This is a genomic window from Ramlibacter sp. (assembly GCF_041916345.1).
Lineage (GTDB): Bacteria > Pseudomonadota > Gammaproteobacteria > Burkholderiales > Burkholderiaceae_C > Ramlibacter.
On the sequence record NZ_JAYRZR010000002.1, the window covers coordinates 105,558 to 119,870 of the forward strand.

The 14,313-nt window shown below is 72.1% G+C and carries 11 protein-coding genes; 1 reads left to right on the plus strand and 10 read right to left on the minus strand.

The window, feature by feature from the left end:
* The gene (locus tag ACE3T5_RS01105; protein ID WP_374663530.1) at positions 1-1,221 is read right to left on the minus strand and encodes an efflux RND transporter periplasmic adaptor subunit; all 1,221 of its coding nucleotides are present in this window, start codon (positions 1,219-1,221) and stop codon (positions 1-3) included.
* Positions 1,222-1,403: 182 nt separating this feature from the next.
* On the opposite strand from ACE3T5_RS01105, the gene ACE3T5_RS01110 reads away from it, so the two are divergent.
* Positions 1,404-2,609, plus strand: a complete 1,206-nt coding sequence (locus tag ACE3T5_RS01110) for a multidrug effflux MFS transporter (RefSeq protein ID WP_374663532.1) — start codon at positions 1,404-1,406, stop codon at positions 2,607-2,609.
* Positions 2,610-2,614: 5 nt separating this feature from the next.
* Here the strand turns inward: ACE3T5_RS01110 and ACE3T5_RS01115 are convergent, their stop codons facing one another.
* From ACE3T5_RS01115 to ACE3T5_RS01155, 9 genes are all read right to left on the minus strand, one after another.
* Positions 2,615-4,591 carry a glycosyltransferase family 39 protein gene (locus ACE3T5_RS01115; RefSeq protein WP_374663534.1) on the minus strand — a complete coding sequence of 659 codons (1,977 nt, stop codon included), beginning with the start codon at positions 4,589-4,591 and terminating at the stop codon, positions 2,615-2,617.
* Between the two features lie 9 nt (positions 4,592-4,600).
* Positions 4,601-5,890, minus strand: coding sequence for an amidohydrolase family protein (locus ACE3T5_RS01120; RefSeq protein WP_374663536.1), 1,290 nt, complete (start codon positions 5,888-5,890; stop codon positions 4,601-4,603).
* An 11-nt stretch (positions 5,891-5,901) separates the two neighbouring features.
* Positions 5,902-6,984, minus strand: a complete 1,083-nt coding sequence (locus ACE3T5_RS01125) for an RNA methyltransferase (RefSeq protein WP_374663538.1) — start codon at positions 6,982-6,984, stop codon at positions 5,902-5,904.
* A gap of 14 nt (positions 6,985-6,998) precedes the next feature.
* The gene (gene dbpA / locus ACE3T5_RS01130; RefSeq protein WP_374663540.1) at positions 6,999-8,390 is read right to left on the minus strand and encodes an ATP-dependent RNA helicase DbpA; all 1,392 of its coding nucleotides are present in this window, start codon (positions 8,388-8,390) and stop codon (positions 6,999-7,001) included.
* A gap of 74 nt (positions 8,391-8,464) precedes the next feature.
* A complete protein-coding gene (locus ACE3T5_RS01135) occupies positions 8,465-9,691 on the minus strand; it encodes a trans-acting enoyl reductase family protein (RefSeq protein WP_374663542.1) in 1,227 nt (408 codons plus the stop codon).
* A gap of 45 nt (positions 9,692-9,736) precedes the next feature.
* Positions 9,737-10,660 (minus strand): ABC transporter permease, encoded by a 924-nt coding sequence (locus tag ACE3T5_RS01140; protein WP_374663544.1) that lies wholly within the window; start codon positions 10,658-10,660, stop codon positions 9,737-9,739.
* Entirely contained in the window at positions 10,657-11,718 is a 1,062-nt protein-coding gene (locus ACE3T5_RS01145; RefSeq protein ID WP_374663546.1) for an ABC transporter permease, read from the minus strand. The genes ACE3T5_RS01140 and ACE3T5_RS01145 overlap by 4 nt, the downstream gene beginning before the upstream one ends.
* Positions 11,715-13,286, minus strand: a complete 1,572-nt coding sequence (locus tag ACE3T5_RS01150; protein ID WP_374663548.1) for an ABC transporter ATP-binding protein — start codon at positions 13,284-13,286, stop codon at positions 11,715-11,717. The genes ACE3T5_RS01145 and ACE3T5_RS01150 overlap by 4 nt, the downstream gene beginning before the upstream one ends.
* Positions 13,286-14,275, minus strand: coding sequence for a BMP family protein (locus tag ACE3T5_RS01155; RefSeq protein ID WP_374663550.1), 990 nt, complete (start codon positions 14,273-14,275; stop codon positions 13,286-13,288). The genes ACE3T5_RS01150 and ACE3T5_RS01155 overlap by 1 nt, the downstream gene beginning before the upstream one ends.
* Between the last annotated feature and the right edge of the window lie 38 nt (positions 14,276-14,313).

The window sequence follows — 14,313 nt, forward strand, 5'->3', positions numbered from 1 at the left end:
TCAGGAAGCGCGGCCCGCGCCATCGGCCACGGGACCCGACTCACGCACGGCCTGGCCGTCGCTCAGGTTGCCGACCGGATGGCGCAGCACGCGGTCGCCCGCGGCCAGGCCGCCGCGCAGCGCGTGGTCACCGCGGCGGGGGTCGCGCGGCGCCACATCCACCGGCACCTTGCGCAGCCGCGGGCCGTCGATCTTCCACACCCAGGCCTGGCGGCCTTCGGCGACCACGGCCGAGGCCGGCAGCGCCAGCCGTGCCGCCTCGCTGGCGTGGACCCGGCCTTCGACGTACAGGCCAGCCAGCCGCGCCGGGGTGGTGGGGTCGACCTCCACCTGCACCTCCACTTGCCGCGTCGCCGCCTGCGCGGCCGGGCTGATGCGTCGCAGCGTGCCGGTGAACGCCGTGGCGTCCTGGCCCTGCACGCGATAGCTCACCGTCTGGCCGACACGCAGGGACGCGGCGGCCTCGGCGGGCAGCACACCCTCGATGCGCAGACGGCGCGGATCGATCACCTTCAGCAGCTCGCGGCCGACCTGCGCGGTGTCGCCGACGGAGACCTTCCGCTCACTGACCACGCCGTCGAAGGGCGCGCGCACCTCGGTGCGCTGCAGTTGCTGGCGAGCCTGTGCCACCCGGGCCTGGGCCGCCGCCAGTTCGCTGCGGGCCGCATCACGGCGTGCCTCGGTGTCTTCCAGCGCCTGCATGGATGCCATGCCCGAGGCGCGCAGGGTCTGCAGCCGGTCCAGCTGCCGCTGCGCCTGCTCCAGCGCCTGGCCCGCAGCGCGCTCGGCGGCCTGGGCGGACAGCAGGGCATCGCGGACCGCCGTGTCATCCAGCCGCACCAGCAGCTCCCCCTGACGTACGGGCTCACCGTTCTCCCGCAGCACCGAGGTGACGACAGTGCCGAGTTCGGCGCGCAGGTCGGCCCGGCGCTCGGGCTGCAGCGTGCCGGTGAGCAGCGGGCCCGACGGGCCGTCGGCCGAGCCGACGACCAGCACGTCCTCCGGGCCCAGCAGCAGGGTCGCACGCGCGGAGGCCGCGCCTGGCGCCGAAGCCTTGGCGCCGTCGCTGCAGGCTGCCAGGGCCAGCGAGCCGGCGAGCAGGGCGATCCACAAGCAGGCCCGGGGATTCGCCGGCATGCCGAGGGACGCAAGGGTGGGGCGACGCCGGAACGCGCGGTTGCGGGGGGTGGGCAGTTCGCCAGTCGGCGTGATCGCTTGCATGAGGCTCCTCCAGGGTCGCGGCACTGTGCCCGGGCGCCCCGCACGCGTCATCCGCCGCGCGACGGGCCGTCGGCTGGCGTGACGAAGCGCGCCCCGGCAGCGACGAATGGCGTCTGGCCGCGACGAGCTGCACCCCCGCAAGCCGCCCACCAGGCTCTGCGCCTACACTCGATCGCTTCACGATGCAGCCGGATTCCCCACCGCCCCGCGCCAGCCTGGGGCTCATGCTCAACCTGCTGGCCCAACTGGCCTTCGGCCTGCTGGCCATGACCATCTGCCTGCCCTCGATGCAGGCGTGGCCGGGCGTGTTCGACGCCTCGCAGGCGGCGGTGCAGCTCACCTTCAGCGGCTACATCGCGGCCTACGGCTGCCTGCAGCTCGTCTGGGGGCCCCTGTCGGACCGGCTGGGCCGCCGACCGGTGCTGATGGGCGGGCTGGTCATCGCCATCGCCGGCTCGGTGCTGGCGGCGCTGGCGCCGAGCCTCACGGTGCTGACCGTGGCGCGGCTGATCCAGGGCGCGGGCTGCGCGGCGGGCATGGTGGCCGGGCGGGCCATGGTGCAGGACTACTTCTCGGGCCCGGACCGCACCCGCATGATGGCCTTCGTCGGCATGACCATGGGCCTGTGTCCGCCGGCGGCGACGCTGCTGGGCGGGCAGATCCACGTGCGGCTTGGCTGGCAGGGCAACTTCGCGCTGATGGCCGTGCTGGGTGCGGTGCTGCTGGTCGCGGCGTGGCGGCTGCCCCGTGTGCCCCGTCCGCCGGCCACCGGGGGCGGCGCGGCGGCGCTGCTGGCCGGCTATGCCCGGCTGGCCCGCGAGCCGGCCTTCGTGCTGCACGTGGTGATCCTGTCCTCGCTCACCGCGGCCTTCTACACCTTCCTCGGCGGCACGCCGCTGGTGCTGGCGGGCTATGGCGTGCCGCCGCAGGACATCGGCTGGACCATCATGGCCATCCCGGGTTCGTACATCGTGGGCAATGCGCTGACGACACGGCTGGTGCACCGCATCGGCGACCGCCGCCTCATGACGGCGGGCCAGATCGCCACCCACGCCGGCATCCTCGGCGTGCTGGCTTGTGCGCTGGCAGGGTGGAACACGCCGCTGTCGCTCGCGCTGCCCCTGGTGCTGATGGGCATTGGCCACGGCCTGCTGGTGCCGCCCACGCTGGCGGGCACCGTGGGCCTGATCCCGGCCCTGGCTGGCTCCGCGGCCGCGGTAGGGGGCGTGATGCAGCAGCTCGTGGGCGCGCTCGCCGGCTTCGTGGTCGGCCTGGTGCCGCACCACGGGGCGGCGGCAATGGGTGCCTTGATGCTGGGGTGGACGGTGCTCGGCCTGCTGGCGCAGTTCGCGCTGGCCCGCACCAGGCCGCGCGCGGCTGCCGCCTGACGGGTTCAGCGAAGCCCGCGGGGCATGCCCACCGCGACCCAGTCCCCCCAGCCGGCACCCATGTCGATCACCTCCACGGCCAGCCGCTGCGTGCGCGCAGGCACGCGCACGGCTGGCAGCATCCAGGTGGTGGAGGGCGGCACCGGCAGGTAGAGCAGCACCTGGCCGGTGTCGGCATCGCTCAGGCGCAGGGCGTGGTGCAGTTCCGAGGGGCCGGTTCGCAGCGGGACCACGACGAAGTCGGCCATCGATGTGTCGAGCAGCAATCGCAGCCGGCTGCGATGGGTGTCACTGCCTGACCAGGAGCCGAAGTAGTCCCCGCTGCCGAATGGATCGGACCGCACGCCGTAGGCGCCGCCGCGCGTCCAGCCGTCGCCAGCCTCGATGCCCAGAACGGGCAGACGGTCCCCCACCATGGTCACCGGCACGGTGCCGCCGCCGTTGCGCCAGCAGAAGTCGGGGTCGGCGCCGCGATGCAGGAACACGGTGGTGGGCGTGAAGTAGGTGTGCAGCGTGCTGGGCGGCGCGTGCTCGAAGCGCGACAGGTGGCGGGCGACTTCGGTCAGTCCGTCGACACGGGCCAGTTCATCCAGCAGGGCTTGCGCCGCGCCGTTGCGAACGGTCGGCATCTGCACCAGCACCGGCCCGCAGGTGTGGGCGAGCAGCTTGCGGATCAGGGCGCGGTCTTCCGTCCAGGGGATGAGGATGGCCTTCAGGCCGAAGTGCCGCTCCACCCGCTGGCGCTCCGCCAGCAGCCGCTGCTGCGACACGCCGGACAGTTCGTCCGCGTAGAGCCGCCAGGTGGTGCGCACGGAGGGCCCCGCCACCGCAGCGGTGCAGGCGACCAGCAGCACCGCCTGCAGCCAGCGGGCGCGGGCGAGCCGTGCCAGGGAAACCAGGGCCAGCGCCGCGAACACGCACAGCAGCGGCACGACATGGCTCAGGTTGCGCTCGAAGAACACCGGGTAGCCGGCGAACTGCACCACCGTGCCCAGCGCGACGAGGAACGCCGCAAGCGGCCGCCACTGGCGACGCCACGCGGTGAGGGCAGCGCCGATCACGGCCACCACCAGCCACACGCCGGTGGTCGCGTTGAAGTAGCGCAGGGCATAGGCCACCCGCTCCAGGTAGCTGCCATCCGGCGTGCCGTGTGGCCAGTGGTAGGTGCCGTACTGGGTGCGCAGCACCCGCACGCCATCCAGGAAATCCGCGAAGTGCACCAGCGCGTAAGGCGCGCCGAGCACGAAGCCGGCGAGCAGGCCGGCGGGCATGGGATAGGCGCGGGCCCATGCATAGGCGCGCTCCGCAGGCCCGAGGGCGGCCACGCCGCGTGTGGCCGGCCGCCGCTCGTGCGGGTCCAGCGCCAGCACCAGCAGCGGCAGGAGGAGCAGCATCGAGACCTTGGTCGCGATCAGCAGGCCCAGCACCAGGGCGGCGCCGAAGGCGCGCTCGGGCCGCACGGGTGGCCGGCCCGACAGCAGCCCGACCAGCACCAGCGTGAGCAGCGTGACGAAGGTCTCCGGCCGCGCATAGAGCGCGTCCTGCACCAGCAGCGGGTGAACCGCCACCAGGGCGGCGGCCACGAGGCCCGTGACGGCGCCGAACCAGTGGCGTGCGAGCAGGAAGGTGCCCGCCACGCTGGCAGCGCCCAGCAACGCACTGAAGCCACGCAGCCAGGGCAGCGCCTCCAGGACGGTGCCGCCCGGCCACCATTCGCGCAATTGCAAGGCCGCGGCCGAGGCCAGCATGTAGGCCGAGAAGTTGTACTGCGGGTAGCGGAACCACGGTGGCAGCAGCTCCGCGTGGTGCCAGTTCGTGTCCAGCGTGCCAAATTGCAGCAGGTGCGACGCCACGCCGACGGTGATGATCTCGTCCGGGTGGTCGTAGGTGTATTGCAGCGCTGACAGCCGCAGGACGGCGGCGCAGCCCACCAGCAGGGCGAAACCGGCCCACACCCACGCGGCGCGATGGCGATCCGTCATGACGAGGCGTTAACGGGTGGCGTGCCGGGGCAGCTCGAAGGCCGTGCCCGCAGGCCGGTCTGGCAGGTTCAGCGTACTGACCTGTTGGGCGGCCGAAGCCAGCAACTGGCCGCGACGCCAGACCTTGAGCCGCGTCGCCCGCAGGCGGATGGCATCGGCCGGATCGCGCGCCTGCAGCAGCACGAAGCTGGCGTCGCAGCCCGGGGCGATGCCGTAGTGATCCAGGTGCATCACCTTCGCCGCCTGGGTCGTCACGGCCTCGAAGCACTGCCGGATGGCCGGCTGGCTGGTCATCTGCGCCACGTGCAGACCCATGTGCGCCACCTCCAGCATGTCGGCCGAGCCCATGCCGTACCAGGGGTCCATCACGCAGTCATGCCCGAAGGCCACCGTCACGCCGCCGGCCAGCAGCTCGGGCACGCGGGTCATGCCGCGCCGCTTGGGATAGGTGTCGTGCCGGCCCTGCAGCGTGATGTTGATGAGGGGATTGGCGACCACGCTCACGCCGCTCTCGGCGATGAGCGGGATCAGCTTGCTCACGTAGTAGTTGTCCATGCTGTGCATGGAAGTGCAGTGGCTGCCGTTCACGCGGCCCTGCAGGCCCAGGCGCTGGGCCTCGAACGCCAGGGTCTCGATGTGGCGCGACAAGGGGTCGTCGGATTCGTCGCAGTGCATGTCCACCAGCTTGCCGCGCTCCGCCGCCAGCTCGCACAGCAGCCGCACGCTGGCCGCGCCGTCGGCCATGGTGCGCTCGAAGTGCGGAATGCCGCCGACGACATCCACGCCCAGGTCGAGCGCGCGCTGCAGGTTCTCCACACCGCCGGGGGTGCGCAGCACGCCATCCTGCGGGAAGGCGACCAGCTGCAGGTCGAGGTAGGGCGCCACGCGTTCCTTCACCGCCAGCATCGCGCGCACCGGCAGCAGGCTGGGGTCGCTCGTGTCCACATGGCTGCGGATCGCCAGCAGGCCCTTGGCCACTGCCCAGTCGCAGTAGGCGAGGGCGCGCTCGACCAGCGCCTCCTCGGTCAGCAGGGGCTTCAGCTCGCCCCAGAGCGCGATGCCCTCCAGCAGCGTGCCGCTCTGGTTGACGCGCGGCAGCCCGTAGCTGAGCGTGGCGTCCAGGTGGAAGTGCGGATCGCAGAAGGGCGGCGTGAGCAGCTGGCCCTGCGCGTCCACGGTCTCGGCGGCGGGCACCTGCAGGCCCGGCTGAACGTCCACGATGCGCCCCCCTTGCACCGCCACCGACTGGTCGGTGCGGCCATCGGGCAGGGTGGCGTGGGTGATGAGGAGGTCGAGCATGGTGTGGCGCTTCAGGTCCCTGTGGCGCGGTGAGCATAAGCCGTGCCCGCGGCCGGGGCCCGCCCCGGGCCGTCGCCGCGTCGCAAGATGGCCACGGGCCGCTCCGCCCGCGCCCGCAGCTGCCCGCACCCGCCCTCCACATCCTGCCTCGCCGATTGCCGCAGCTTGGTGAGGATGCCGCGCCGGTGCAGCGTGCGCGCGATCTCGCGGCAGCGGTCCCAGCCGGGCCGGCGGTAGTCGAAGCCATCGACCGCATTGAAGGGGATCATGTTCAGCACCGCGTACTTGCCGGCGAGCAGACGGGCGATGGCGTCCAGCTCCTCGTCGCCGTCGTTCACGCCGGCCAGCAGGGTCCACTGGTACTGGATGGGGTAGCCGGTGGCGCGGGCGTAGGCTTCGCCGGCGTCCACCAGCTCCTGCGGCGTCATTCGCGGCGCGCGGGGCAGCAGCTCGCGCCGCAGGTCGTCGCGCGTGGTGTGCAGCGACAGCGCCAGGGCCGGCTTCACCCGCCCGCGCGGCAGGCGCTCGAACACGCGCGGGTCGCCCACGGTGGAGAACACGAGGTTCTTGTGGCCGATGCCGCCCAGCGTGCCCAGGCAGTCGATGGCCTCCATCACCGCATCCAGGTTGTGGGCCGGCTCACCCATGCCCATGAAGACCACCTTCTTCACCGGGCGACGCTGCCGGGCGAGGACCACCTGGGCGACCATCTCGGCCGAGCCAAGCTGGCGCAGCAGGCCCTCGCGCCCGGTCATGCAGAAGCGGCAGCCGACCGCGCAGCCCACCTGCGAGGAGATGCACACGCCGTCCCGCGGGAGCAGCACGCTCTCGACCGTCTGACCATCGGCCAGCGCCACCAGCAGGCGCTCGGACCCGTCCGCCCCTGGGTGCGCCGAGCGCACCGTGGCGATCGCTGCCAGCCCCGCCTCGAAGGCGGGCAGTGCGGCCAGCAGCGACGCGGGGTAGTAGCTGGCGGCGGCCCGCCGGCCGTGTGACTGGGGCAGGGCGTTCGCCCACAGCCGCAGCACACGCGCGGCATGGGTGGGCCCGGCTCCGGCGGCCAGCAGGCGCTGATGCAGGTCGGTGATCTCCATGGTCGGCCGGGAGTCTAGTCGTCCAGCACGCGCACCTTCACGCCGCGCCCCTTGATGCGGCCGGCTGCGAGGCGCCGCGCGGCGTCGGCGGCGACGCGGCGATCCATCGCCACGTAGGTGGAGAACTCGTTGACGTCGATCTTGCCCACCTGCTCGCGGGTGAAGCCCAAGTCCTTGGTGAGCGCACCCAGCACGTCGCCGGGGCGGATCTTCTCCTTGCGGCCGCCCTGGATGTGCAGCGTGGCCATGGGCGGTGCGAGCGGCGGGCCGCCCGCGGGGGTGAGTTCGGCCAGCGGGTGCCATTCGGAAGGGCGGCCCTGCAACTGCTCCACCAGGCCCACCGCCCCCATCTCGTCGAGGCTGGCCAGGCTGAGGGCCAGTCCCGACTCGCCCGCGCGGCCCGTGCGACCGATGCGGTGGATGTGCACCTCGGGATCGGGCGAGACCTCGACGTTGATGACGGCGGCCAGGCTGGCGATGTCCAGGCCGCGCGCCGCCACGTCGGTGGCCACCAGCACCGAGCAGCTGCGGTTGGCGAAGCGCACCAGCACCTGATCGCGGTCGCGCTGTTCCAGGTCGCCATGCAGCGCCAATGCATGGATGCCGCGCGAACGCAGGGCCTCCACCACCTCGCGGCAGCGTGCCTTGGTGTTGCAGAAGGCCAGCGTGCTTTGGGGCCGGAAGTGATCCAGCAGGCGTCCCACCGCCGCGACGCGCTGGGATTCAGTGACCCCATACCAGCGCTGCTCGATGCGGGTGGCGCTGTGCTGCGCCTCCACCTTCACCATGCGCGGCTGACGCATGAACTGGGTGGCGAGCCGCTCGACGCCCTCGGGATAGGTGGCCGAGAACAGCAGCGTCTGGCGGTCCGCCGGGCACAGGCGCACCACGCTGGCAATGTCCTCGAAGAAGCCCATGTCGAGCATGCGGTCCGCCTCGTCCAGCACCAGCGTGCGCACCGCATCGAGCTGCAGGCTGCCGCGCTGCAGGTGATCCAGCACCCGGCCCGGCGTGCCGACCACCACATGGGCGCCGTGCTCCAGCGTGCTGGCCTGGCCGCGCAGCGGCACGCCACCGACGAGCGTCACCACCTTGATGTTCTCTTCCGCGCGCGCCAGCAGCCGCAGCTGGGTGGCCATCTGGTCCGCCAGCTCACGCGTGGGGCACAGCACCAGCGCCTGCACCGCGAAGCGCCGCGGGTTCAGCTGGGCCAGCAAGGCCAGTCCGAAGGCCGCGGTCTTGCCGCTGCCGGTCTTGGCCTGGGCGATGAGGTCCTGCCCCAGCAGGGCCGCCGGCAGGGTGGCGGCCTGGATCGGCGTCATCTCGCGGTACTCGAGGCGCTCCAGATTGGCCAGCGTCGCCGGGCTCAGGGCCAGCGAGGAGAAACGGGTGTCGGGGCTGGTCATGGGGGCGAATCATGCCCGATGCGGCGTTGACCGTCGGATGCAGCCGGCGGGACGCGCCCGGGCGTGCCCGCTCCTCACTCCTCGATGGAGAAACTCAGCCCGGCGCGCGCATGCAGTCGCTGCACCAGCGTCATGCCCATCGCTGCGCCGGCGGTCCACACGCCGCCCGGGGTGCGGGTGCGGGGAATGTCACTCGCCAGGCAGAGGGCGGTCTCGGTCATCAGCTTGCAGGTGGAGCCGTAGCCGGGGTCGCGATCGCCCTTGACGATCGCGCGCAGCTGGCGGCGGTCGGCGGTCTCGCCGCTGAAGACGATCTCGTAGCGGCCGCGCTCGCGCTGCTCGCGGCTGGGGCCCTCGCCAGGCTTGGGCAGCGCGAAGCGCCTCAGCAGCGCGCGCGTGGGCCCGAAGCCCAGCAGGGCGTTCTGGATGCGGGCCTGCTTGACCAGGCCGCGCGCGATGCGTTCGCCGTGGTCGCCGTCGCCGGTGAGCATGCGTTCGTCGTAGGTGAAGCCCAGCCCCCAGGGATGACCCAGCAGCGCGTGGGTGCGGTGCACGTTCTTGGTGTTGATGGGCGCCATCACGAAAGGCCCCGTCCACGCCTTCGCATCGGTGTCATACGCGGCGGTGTCGCCATCGGGCTGGGCCGCGGCGCCCTTGAGGCCGGGCACGAGCGCGAACGGATCGGCCATCAGGCGCGCGGCCTGCGGGTCACGCTGCATCGCCTCCACCGTGGCGAGCAGGCTCGCGATGGTGCCGCCGGAGGGCCCGCCCTTCATCACGCGGACGCGCGCGCGCACGCCCGTGAGGGGCGCGCCCAGGCGGCGCTGCGCCTCATGCTGCAGATAGACCACGCCCAGGTCGAACGGCAGCGAGTCGAAGCCGCAGGAGAACGTGATGCGTGCGCCGGTGCGGTGCGCGGTCTCGGTGTACAGCGGGATCATGCGGGCCATCCACGCGGGTTCGCCGCACAGATCCACGTAGTCGGTGCCAGACTGCGCGCAGGCGCGTACCAGGGGTTCCCCATGCAGTTGATAGGGGCCGACCGTGGTGGCCACCACCCGCGCCTGATGCACGAGCGCGGCCAGCGCGTCGGCGTCGTTCGCGTCGGCCAACAGCAATGGCAGGCGCTCGTCGGCGCCGATGGCTGCCCTGACCTGGGCCAGGCGCGCGGCATGGCGCCCGGCGATGGCCCAGCGCACCTTGCCGTCGGTGCCGTAATTGGCGAACAGGTACTCGGCCACCAGGCGCCCGGTGAAACCGGTGGCACCGAAGACGATCAGGTCGTAGGGCTTGGCGGGCATGGGGCGGATGGTCGCACAGTCCGCCGCGGCCTGCCATCCGGATGCCTAGCGTTCGCCCTTGCGATACGGCTTCATCAGCGCCTGCGGATAGGCCGCCTTGCGCGCCACCAGCACCAGCGCCAGGATCGACAGCAGGTAGGGCAGCATCAGGTAGATCTGGTAGGGCAGCACGGCGTCGCCCGCCTGCTGCAGCCGCAGCTGCAGCGCGTCGAAGAAGGCGAAGAGCAGGGCGCCCAGCAGCGCCTTGCCGGGCCGCCAGGAGGCAAACACGACCAGGGCCACGCAGATCCAGCCGCGGCCGTTGATCATGTTGAAGTAGAAGCTGTTGAAGGCCGACAGCGTGAGAAAGGCGCCGGCCACGCCCATCAGCGCCGAGCCCGCCACGATGGCGCCGGTGCGCAGGGCCAGCACGCTGGCGCCCTGGCTCTCGGCGGCCTGCGGGTTCTCGCCCACCATGCGGATCGCCAGGCCCAGCGGGGTGCGGTACAGCAGCCAGCCGACCGCGGGCACCGCCAGCAGGGCCAGCAGGGTGAGCGGTGTCTGCGCCGAGAGGATGGGGATGCCCAGCCCTTCCATCGGCGCGAAGGGCGTGATGGTCGGCGGCGTGTTCACCTTGGGAAAGCTCACCCGGTAGCCGTAGTAGCTGAGCGCCGTTGCAAGCAGCGTGATGCCCAGGCCGGCGACGTGCTGCGAGAGCGCGAGGCCCACCGTGAGCAGTGCGTGCAGCAGGCCGAACACGGCCCCCGTGGCCATGGCCACCGCCACCCCGCCCCAGAGCGGCAGGCCGGCGTACACCGCCAGCCAGCCGGTGAAGGCCCCGGCGACCATGATGCCCTCGATGCCCAGGTTGAGCACGCCCGCGCGCTCGCACAGCAGCACGCCCAGCGTGCCCAGGATCAGCGGCGTGGCGATGCGCAGCACCGCGACCCAGAAGGCGGGGTTGAGCAGGATGTCGAGGAGGTCCATCACCGCCACCTCACCCGGTACTGCGCCAGCAGGCCGGCCACCAGCACCGCCAGCAGCGAGGCGGCGACGATGACGTCGGCGATGTAGGTCGGCACGCCGACGGCGCGGCTCATGCTGTCGGCCCCCACCAGCATGCCGGCCACGAACACCGCGGCGGCAAGCACGCCCAATGGATGCAGCCCGGCCAGCATGGCGATGACGATGCCGCTGTAGCCATAGCCGGGCGACATGTCCAGCGTCACGTAGCCGGTGCGGCCCGCCACTTCCACCGCGCCGGCCAGCCCGGCCAGCGCGCCGGACAGCAGCGCCACGCCCACCAGCGTGCGGGTAGGCGGCACGCCGGCGAACTGTGCGGCGCGGGCATTGGCCCCCAGGGCGCGCACGTCGAAGCCGAACGGCGTGAAGCGCAGCAGCGCCCACAGCGCCACGGCCAGCACGGCCGCCAGCAGCAGGCCGGTGTGCAGCCGCGCGCCCTCGACCAGCCGGCCCAGTTCTAGCTCGGTCTTGAGCGCCACGCTCTGCGGCCAGCCCATGGCCGATGGGTCCTTCATGGCGCCATCCAGCAGCGCCGACACGCCCAGCAGCACCACGAAGTTCAGCAACAGCGTGGTGACCACCTCGTCCACGCCCAGCTTCGCCTTCATGAGCGCAGGCCCCAGCAGCAGCAGCGCGCCGGCCAGGGCCGCCGCCAGCACCATGCCGGCGAAGAGCAGGGCGTCGGGCGCCGCGAAGCCCTCGCCGCCATGCAGGCCGCCCACGGCCACGGCTCCCAGCGCACCAGCGTACAGCTGGCCCTCCGCGCCGATGTTGAACAGGCGGGCCTTGAAGGCGATGGTGGCGGCCAGGCCGGTGAGGATGAGGGGCGTCGCGCGCGTGAGCGTCTCCGTCCAGGCGAAGACAGAGCCGAATCCGCCGTGCAGCACATGGCCCCAGGTCGGCCCCACAGGGGCACCGGCCCACAGCACCAGCAGCGAGCTCACCACCAGCGTGAACGCCACCGCGCCGACGGAGGCCAGCAGCAGCGCCAGCGGTGGCACGGATGCGCGCTTCTCCAGCCTCATGGGTGTGCTCCTGCGTCCGGGGCCCCGGGCGAGCCGGCCATGGCCAGCCCGATGGCCTCACGCGTCCAGTCGGCGGCGGGTCGGGCCTCGGTGAGATGGCCCGCGTGGATGACGGCGATGCGGTCACCGAGCGCGATCACCTCGTCCAGATCGTCGGACAGCAGCAGCACCGCCGCGCCGGCATCGCGGGCCGCGATCAGCTGCCGCTGCACATAGGCCACGGCGCCGATGTCCAGGCCCCAGGTGGGCTGGTGCGCCACGATCAGCCGCGGCGTGCGGCCATCCGGCGCCAGCAGCGCACGCCCCAGGATCAGCTTCTGCATGTTGCCCCCGGACAGCGCCCGGGCCGGCGCATCGAGCCCGCCGCCGCGCACGTCGTACGCGTCGACGATGTGCTGCGCGTGGGCGCGCGCGGCCGCGCGCCGCACCAGCGGCCCGTGCGCGAACGCCGGCGAGCGCAGCCGTTCGGACACCGCGTTCTCCCACACGGGCAGGTCCCCCACCACGCCCACGGCGTGGCGGTCTTCCGGAATGCGCGCCACGCCCATGCCCACCAGCCAGGCCGGCGCGGGGCGCAAGGCCTCGCCCGACAGGGTGACGCGGCCTGTGTCCGCCGCGCACAGGCCGCACAGCAGGTCGGCCAGCGCGAGCTGGCCGTTGCCCGACACGCCGGCGATGGCCGTGATCTCGCCCGCGCGCAGCTGCAGGCTGGCGCCGGCCAGGCGCTCGCGACCGGCGCCCGCATGAACGCCTTCCAGGGCGCACACCACGTCGCCCACGCATGGCGCCGGCGACCGCTCGGGCACGGCCACGTCCTGCCCGACCATCCAGTTCGCCAGTTGCGCCTGCGTGGTGCCCGCGGTCGGCGCCTGCGCCACCAGGCGCCCGGCGCGCAGCACCGCCACGCGATGCGAGACCCGCAGCACCTCGGCCAGCTTGTGGCTGATGAAGACGATGGACAGGCCCTGCGCCACCATCTGCCGCAGGGTGTCGAAGAGGGACTCTGCCTCCTGCGGGGTCAGCACCGCGGTCGGCTCGTCCAGGATCAGGATGCGGGCGCCGCGGTACAAGGCCTTGAGGATCTCCACCCGCTGCCGCTCGCCCACCGAGAGGCTGCCGACCAGGGCATCGGGCGAGACCGCCAGGCCGAAACGGCGAGCCACTTCCTCCAGGCGGGCGCGTGCCGCGGCCGTGCGGCTGAAGGGCTGCCACAGCGGCTCGGTGCCCATGCGCACGTTGTCCAGCACGCTCAGGTTGTCCGCCAGCGTGAAGTGCTGGTGCACCATGCCGATGCCGGCCGCCAGCGCCGCGCGCGGCTGGCCCGGCGGCAGCGGGCGGCCGAAGACCTCGATGGTGCCTTCGTCGGCGGTGTAGTGGCCGAAGAGGATGGAGACCAGGGTGGACTTGCCGGCGCCGTTCTCGCCCAGCAAGGCCAGCACCTCGCCCGCGGCCAGTTCCAGCGAGATGGCGTCGTTGGCGACCAGCGGGCCGAAGCGCTTGGTGATGCCCGCGAGGCGGAGGACGGGGGCGGTCAACGCGCGGGCGCCCCCACCCCGGCCCGCCCCCATCACTTCGCCGTCGATTTCGGCTGGCTGTCGTCGACCTTGACGGTGAACTTGCCGGAGAGGATGTCAGCCTCCTTCGCCTTCACCTTGGCCACGATCTCGGCCGGCACCTTCTTCTCGAACGTGCCCAGGGGGGCGAGTTCGCTGCCCTTGTATTTCATCATCGAGTACTTGCCGTAGTCCTCGGCCTTGAACTTGCCTTCCTTCACCGTCTTGATGGCCAGGTCGATGGTGGGCTCCATGTTCCACAGCGCGGAGGCGACCACCGTGTCCGGGTACTTGTCCTGCGTGTTGATCACGTTGCCGATGGCGAGCTTGCCCTTCTCCTTGGCCGCGTCGGAGACGCCGAAGCGCTCGGCGTACAGCACGTCCGCGCCCTTGTCGATCATGGCGAAGGCGGCCTCCTTGGCCTTGGGCGGGTCGAACCAGCTGTTGATGAAGGTCACCGTGAACTCCACCTTGGGATTCGTCTCCTTCGCGCCAGCCATGAAGGCGTGCATCAGGCGGTTGACCTCGGGGATGGGGAAGCCGCCCACCATGCCGATCTTGTTGCTCTTGGTCATGCCGCCGGCGATCATGCCGGTCAGGTAGGCGGGCTCCTGGATGTAGTTGTCGAACACGCTGAAGTTAGGCGCCTGCGGCTTGCCCGAGCTGCCCATGAGGAAGCTCACCTTGGGAAAGTCCTTGGCGACCTTGCGCGCCGCGGCCTCGACCGCGAACGACTCGCCCACGATCAGCTGGTTGCCGCCGGTGGCGTACTCGCGCATAACGCGCTCATAGTCGGCGTTGGCGACGTTCTCGCTCGCCTTGTACTCGATCTCGCCGCGTGCCTCGGCCGCCTTCAGCGCCTTGTGGATGCGGCTCACCCACTGCTGCTCGAAGGGCACGGTGTAGATGGCGGCGACCTTCAACTTGGCCTGGGCCTGGGCCAGGCCAGGGGCGGCGAGGGCAAGGGCGGATGCAAGGGCCAGGACATGGCGGCGGGTGGACATGGCAGGGGTTCTCCTTCAGGTTGGAACAGCGAGGGGTT

Coding starts and splice junctions, on each gene's coding strand:
- ACE3T5_RS01105 (WP_374663530.1), bottom strand. CDS start 1,221: ATGCAAGCGATCACGCCGACTGGCGAACTGCCCACCCCCCGCAACCGC.
- ACE3T5_RS01110 (WP_374663532.1), top strand. CDS start 1,404: ATGCAGCCGGATTCCCCACCGCCCCGCGCCAGCCTGGGGCTCATGCTC.
- ACE3T5_RS01115 (WP_374663534.1), bottom strand. CDS start 4,591: ATGACGGATCGCCATCGCGCCGCGTGGGTGTGGGCCGGTTTCGCCCTG.
- ACE3T5_RS01120 (WP_374663536.1), bottom strand. CDS start 5,890: ATGCTCGACCTCCTCATCACCCACGCCACCCTGCCCGATGGCCGCACC.
- ACE3T5_RS01125 (WP_374663538.1), bottom strand. CDS start 6,984: ATGGAGATCACCGACCTGCATCAGCGCCTGCTGGCCGCCGGAGCCGGG.
- dbpA (WP_374663540.1), bottom strand. CDS start 8,390: ATGACCAGCCCCGACACCCGTTTCTCCTCGCTGGCCCTGAGCCCGGCG.
- ACE3T5_RS01135 (WP_374663542.1), bottom strand. CDS start 9,691: ATGCCCGCCAAGCCCTACGACCTGATCGTCTTCGGTGCCACCGGTTTC.
- ACE3T5_RS01145 (WP_374663546.1), bottom strand. CDS start 11,718: ATGAGGCTGGAGAAGCGCGCATCCGTGCCACCGCTGGCGCTGCTGCTG.
- ACE3T5_RS01150 (WP_374663548.1), bottom strand. CDS start 13,286: ATGGGGGCGGGCCGGGGTGGGGGCGCCCGCGCGTTGACCGCCCCCGTC.
- ACE3T5_RS01155 (WP_374663550.1), bottom strand. CDS start 14,275: ATGTCCACCCGCCGCCATGTCCTGGCCCTTGCATCCGCCCTTGCCCTC.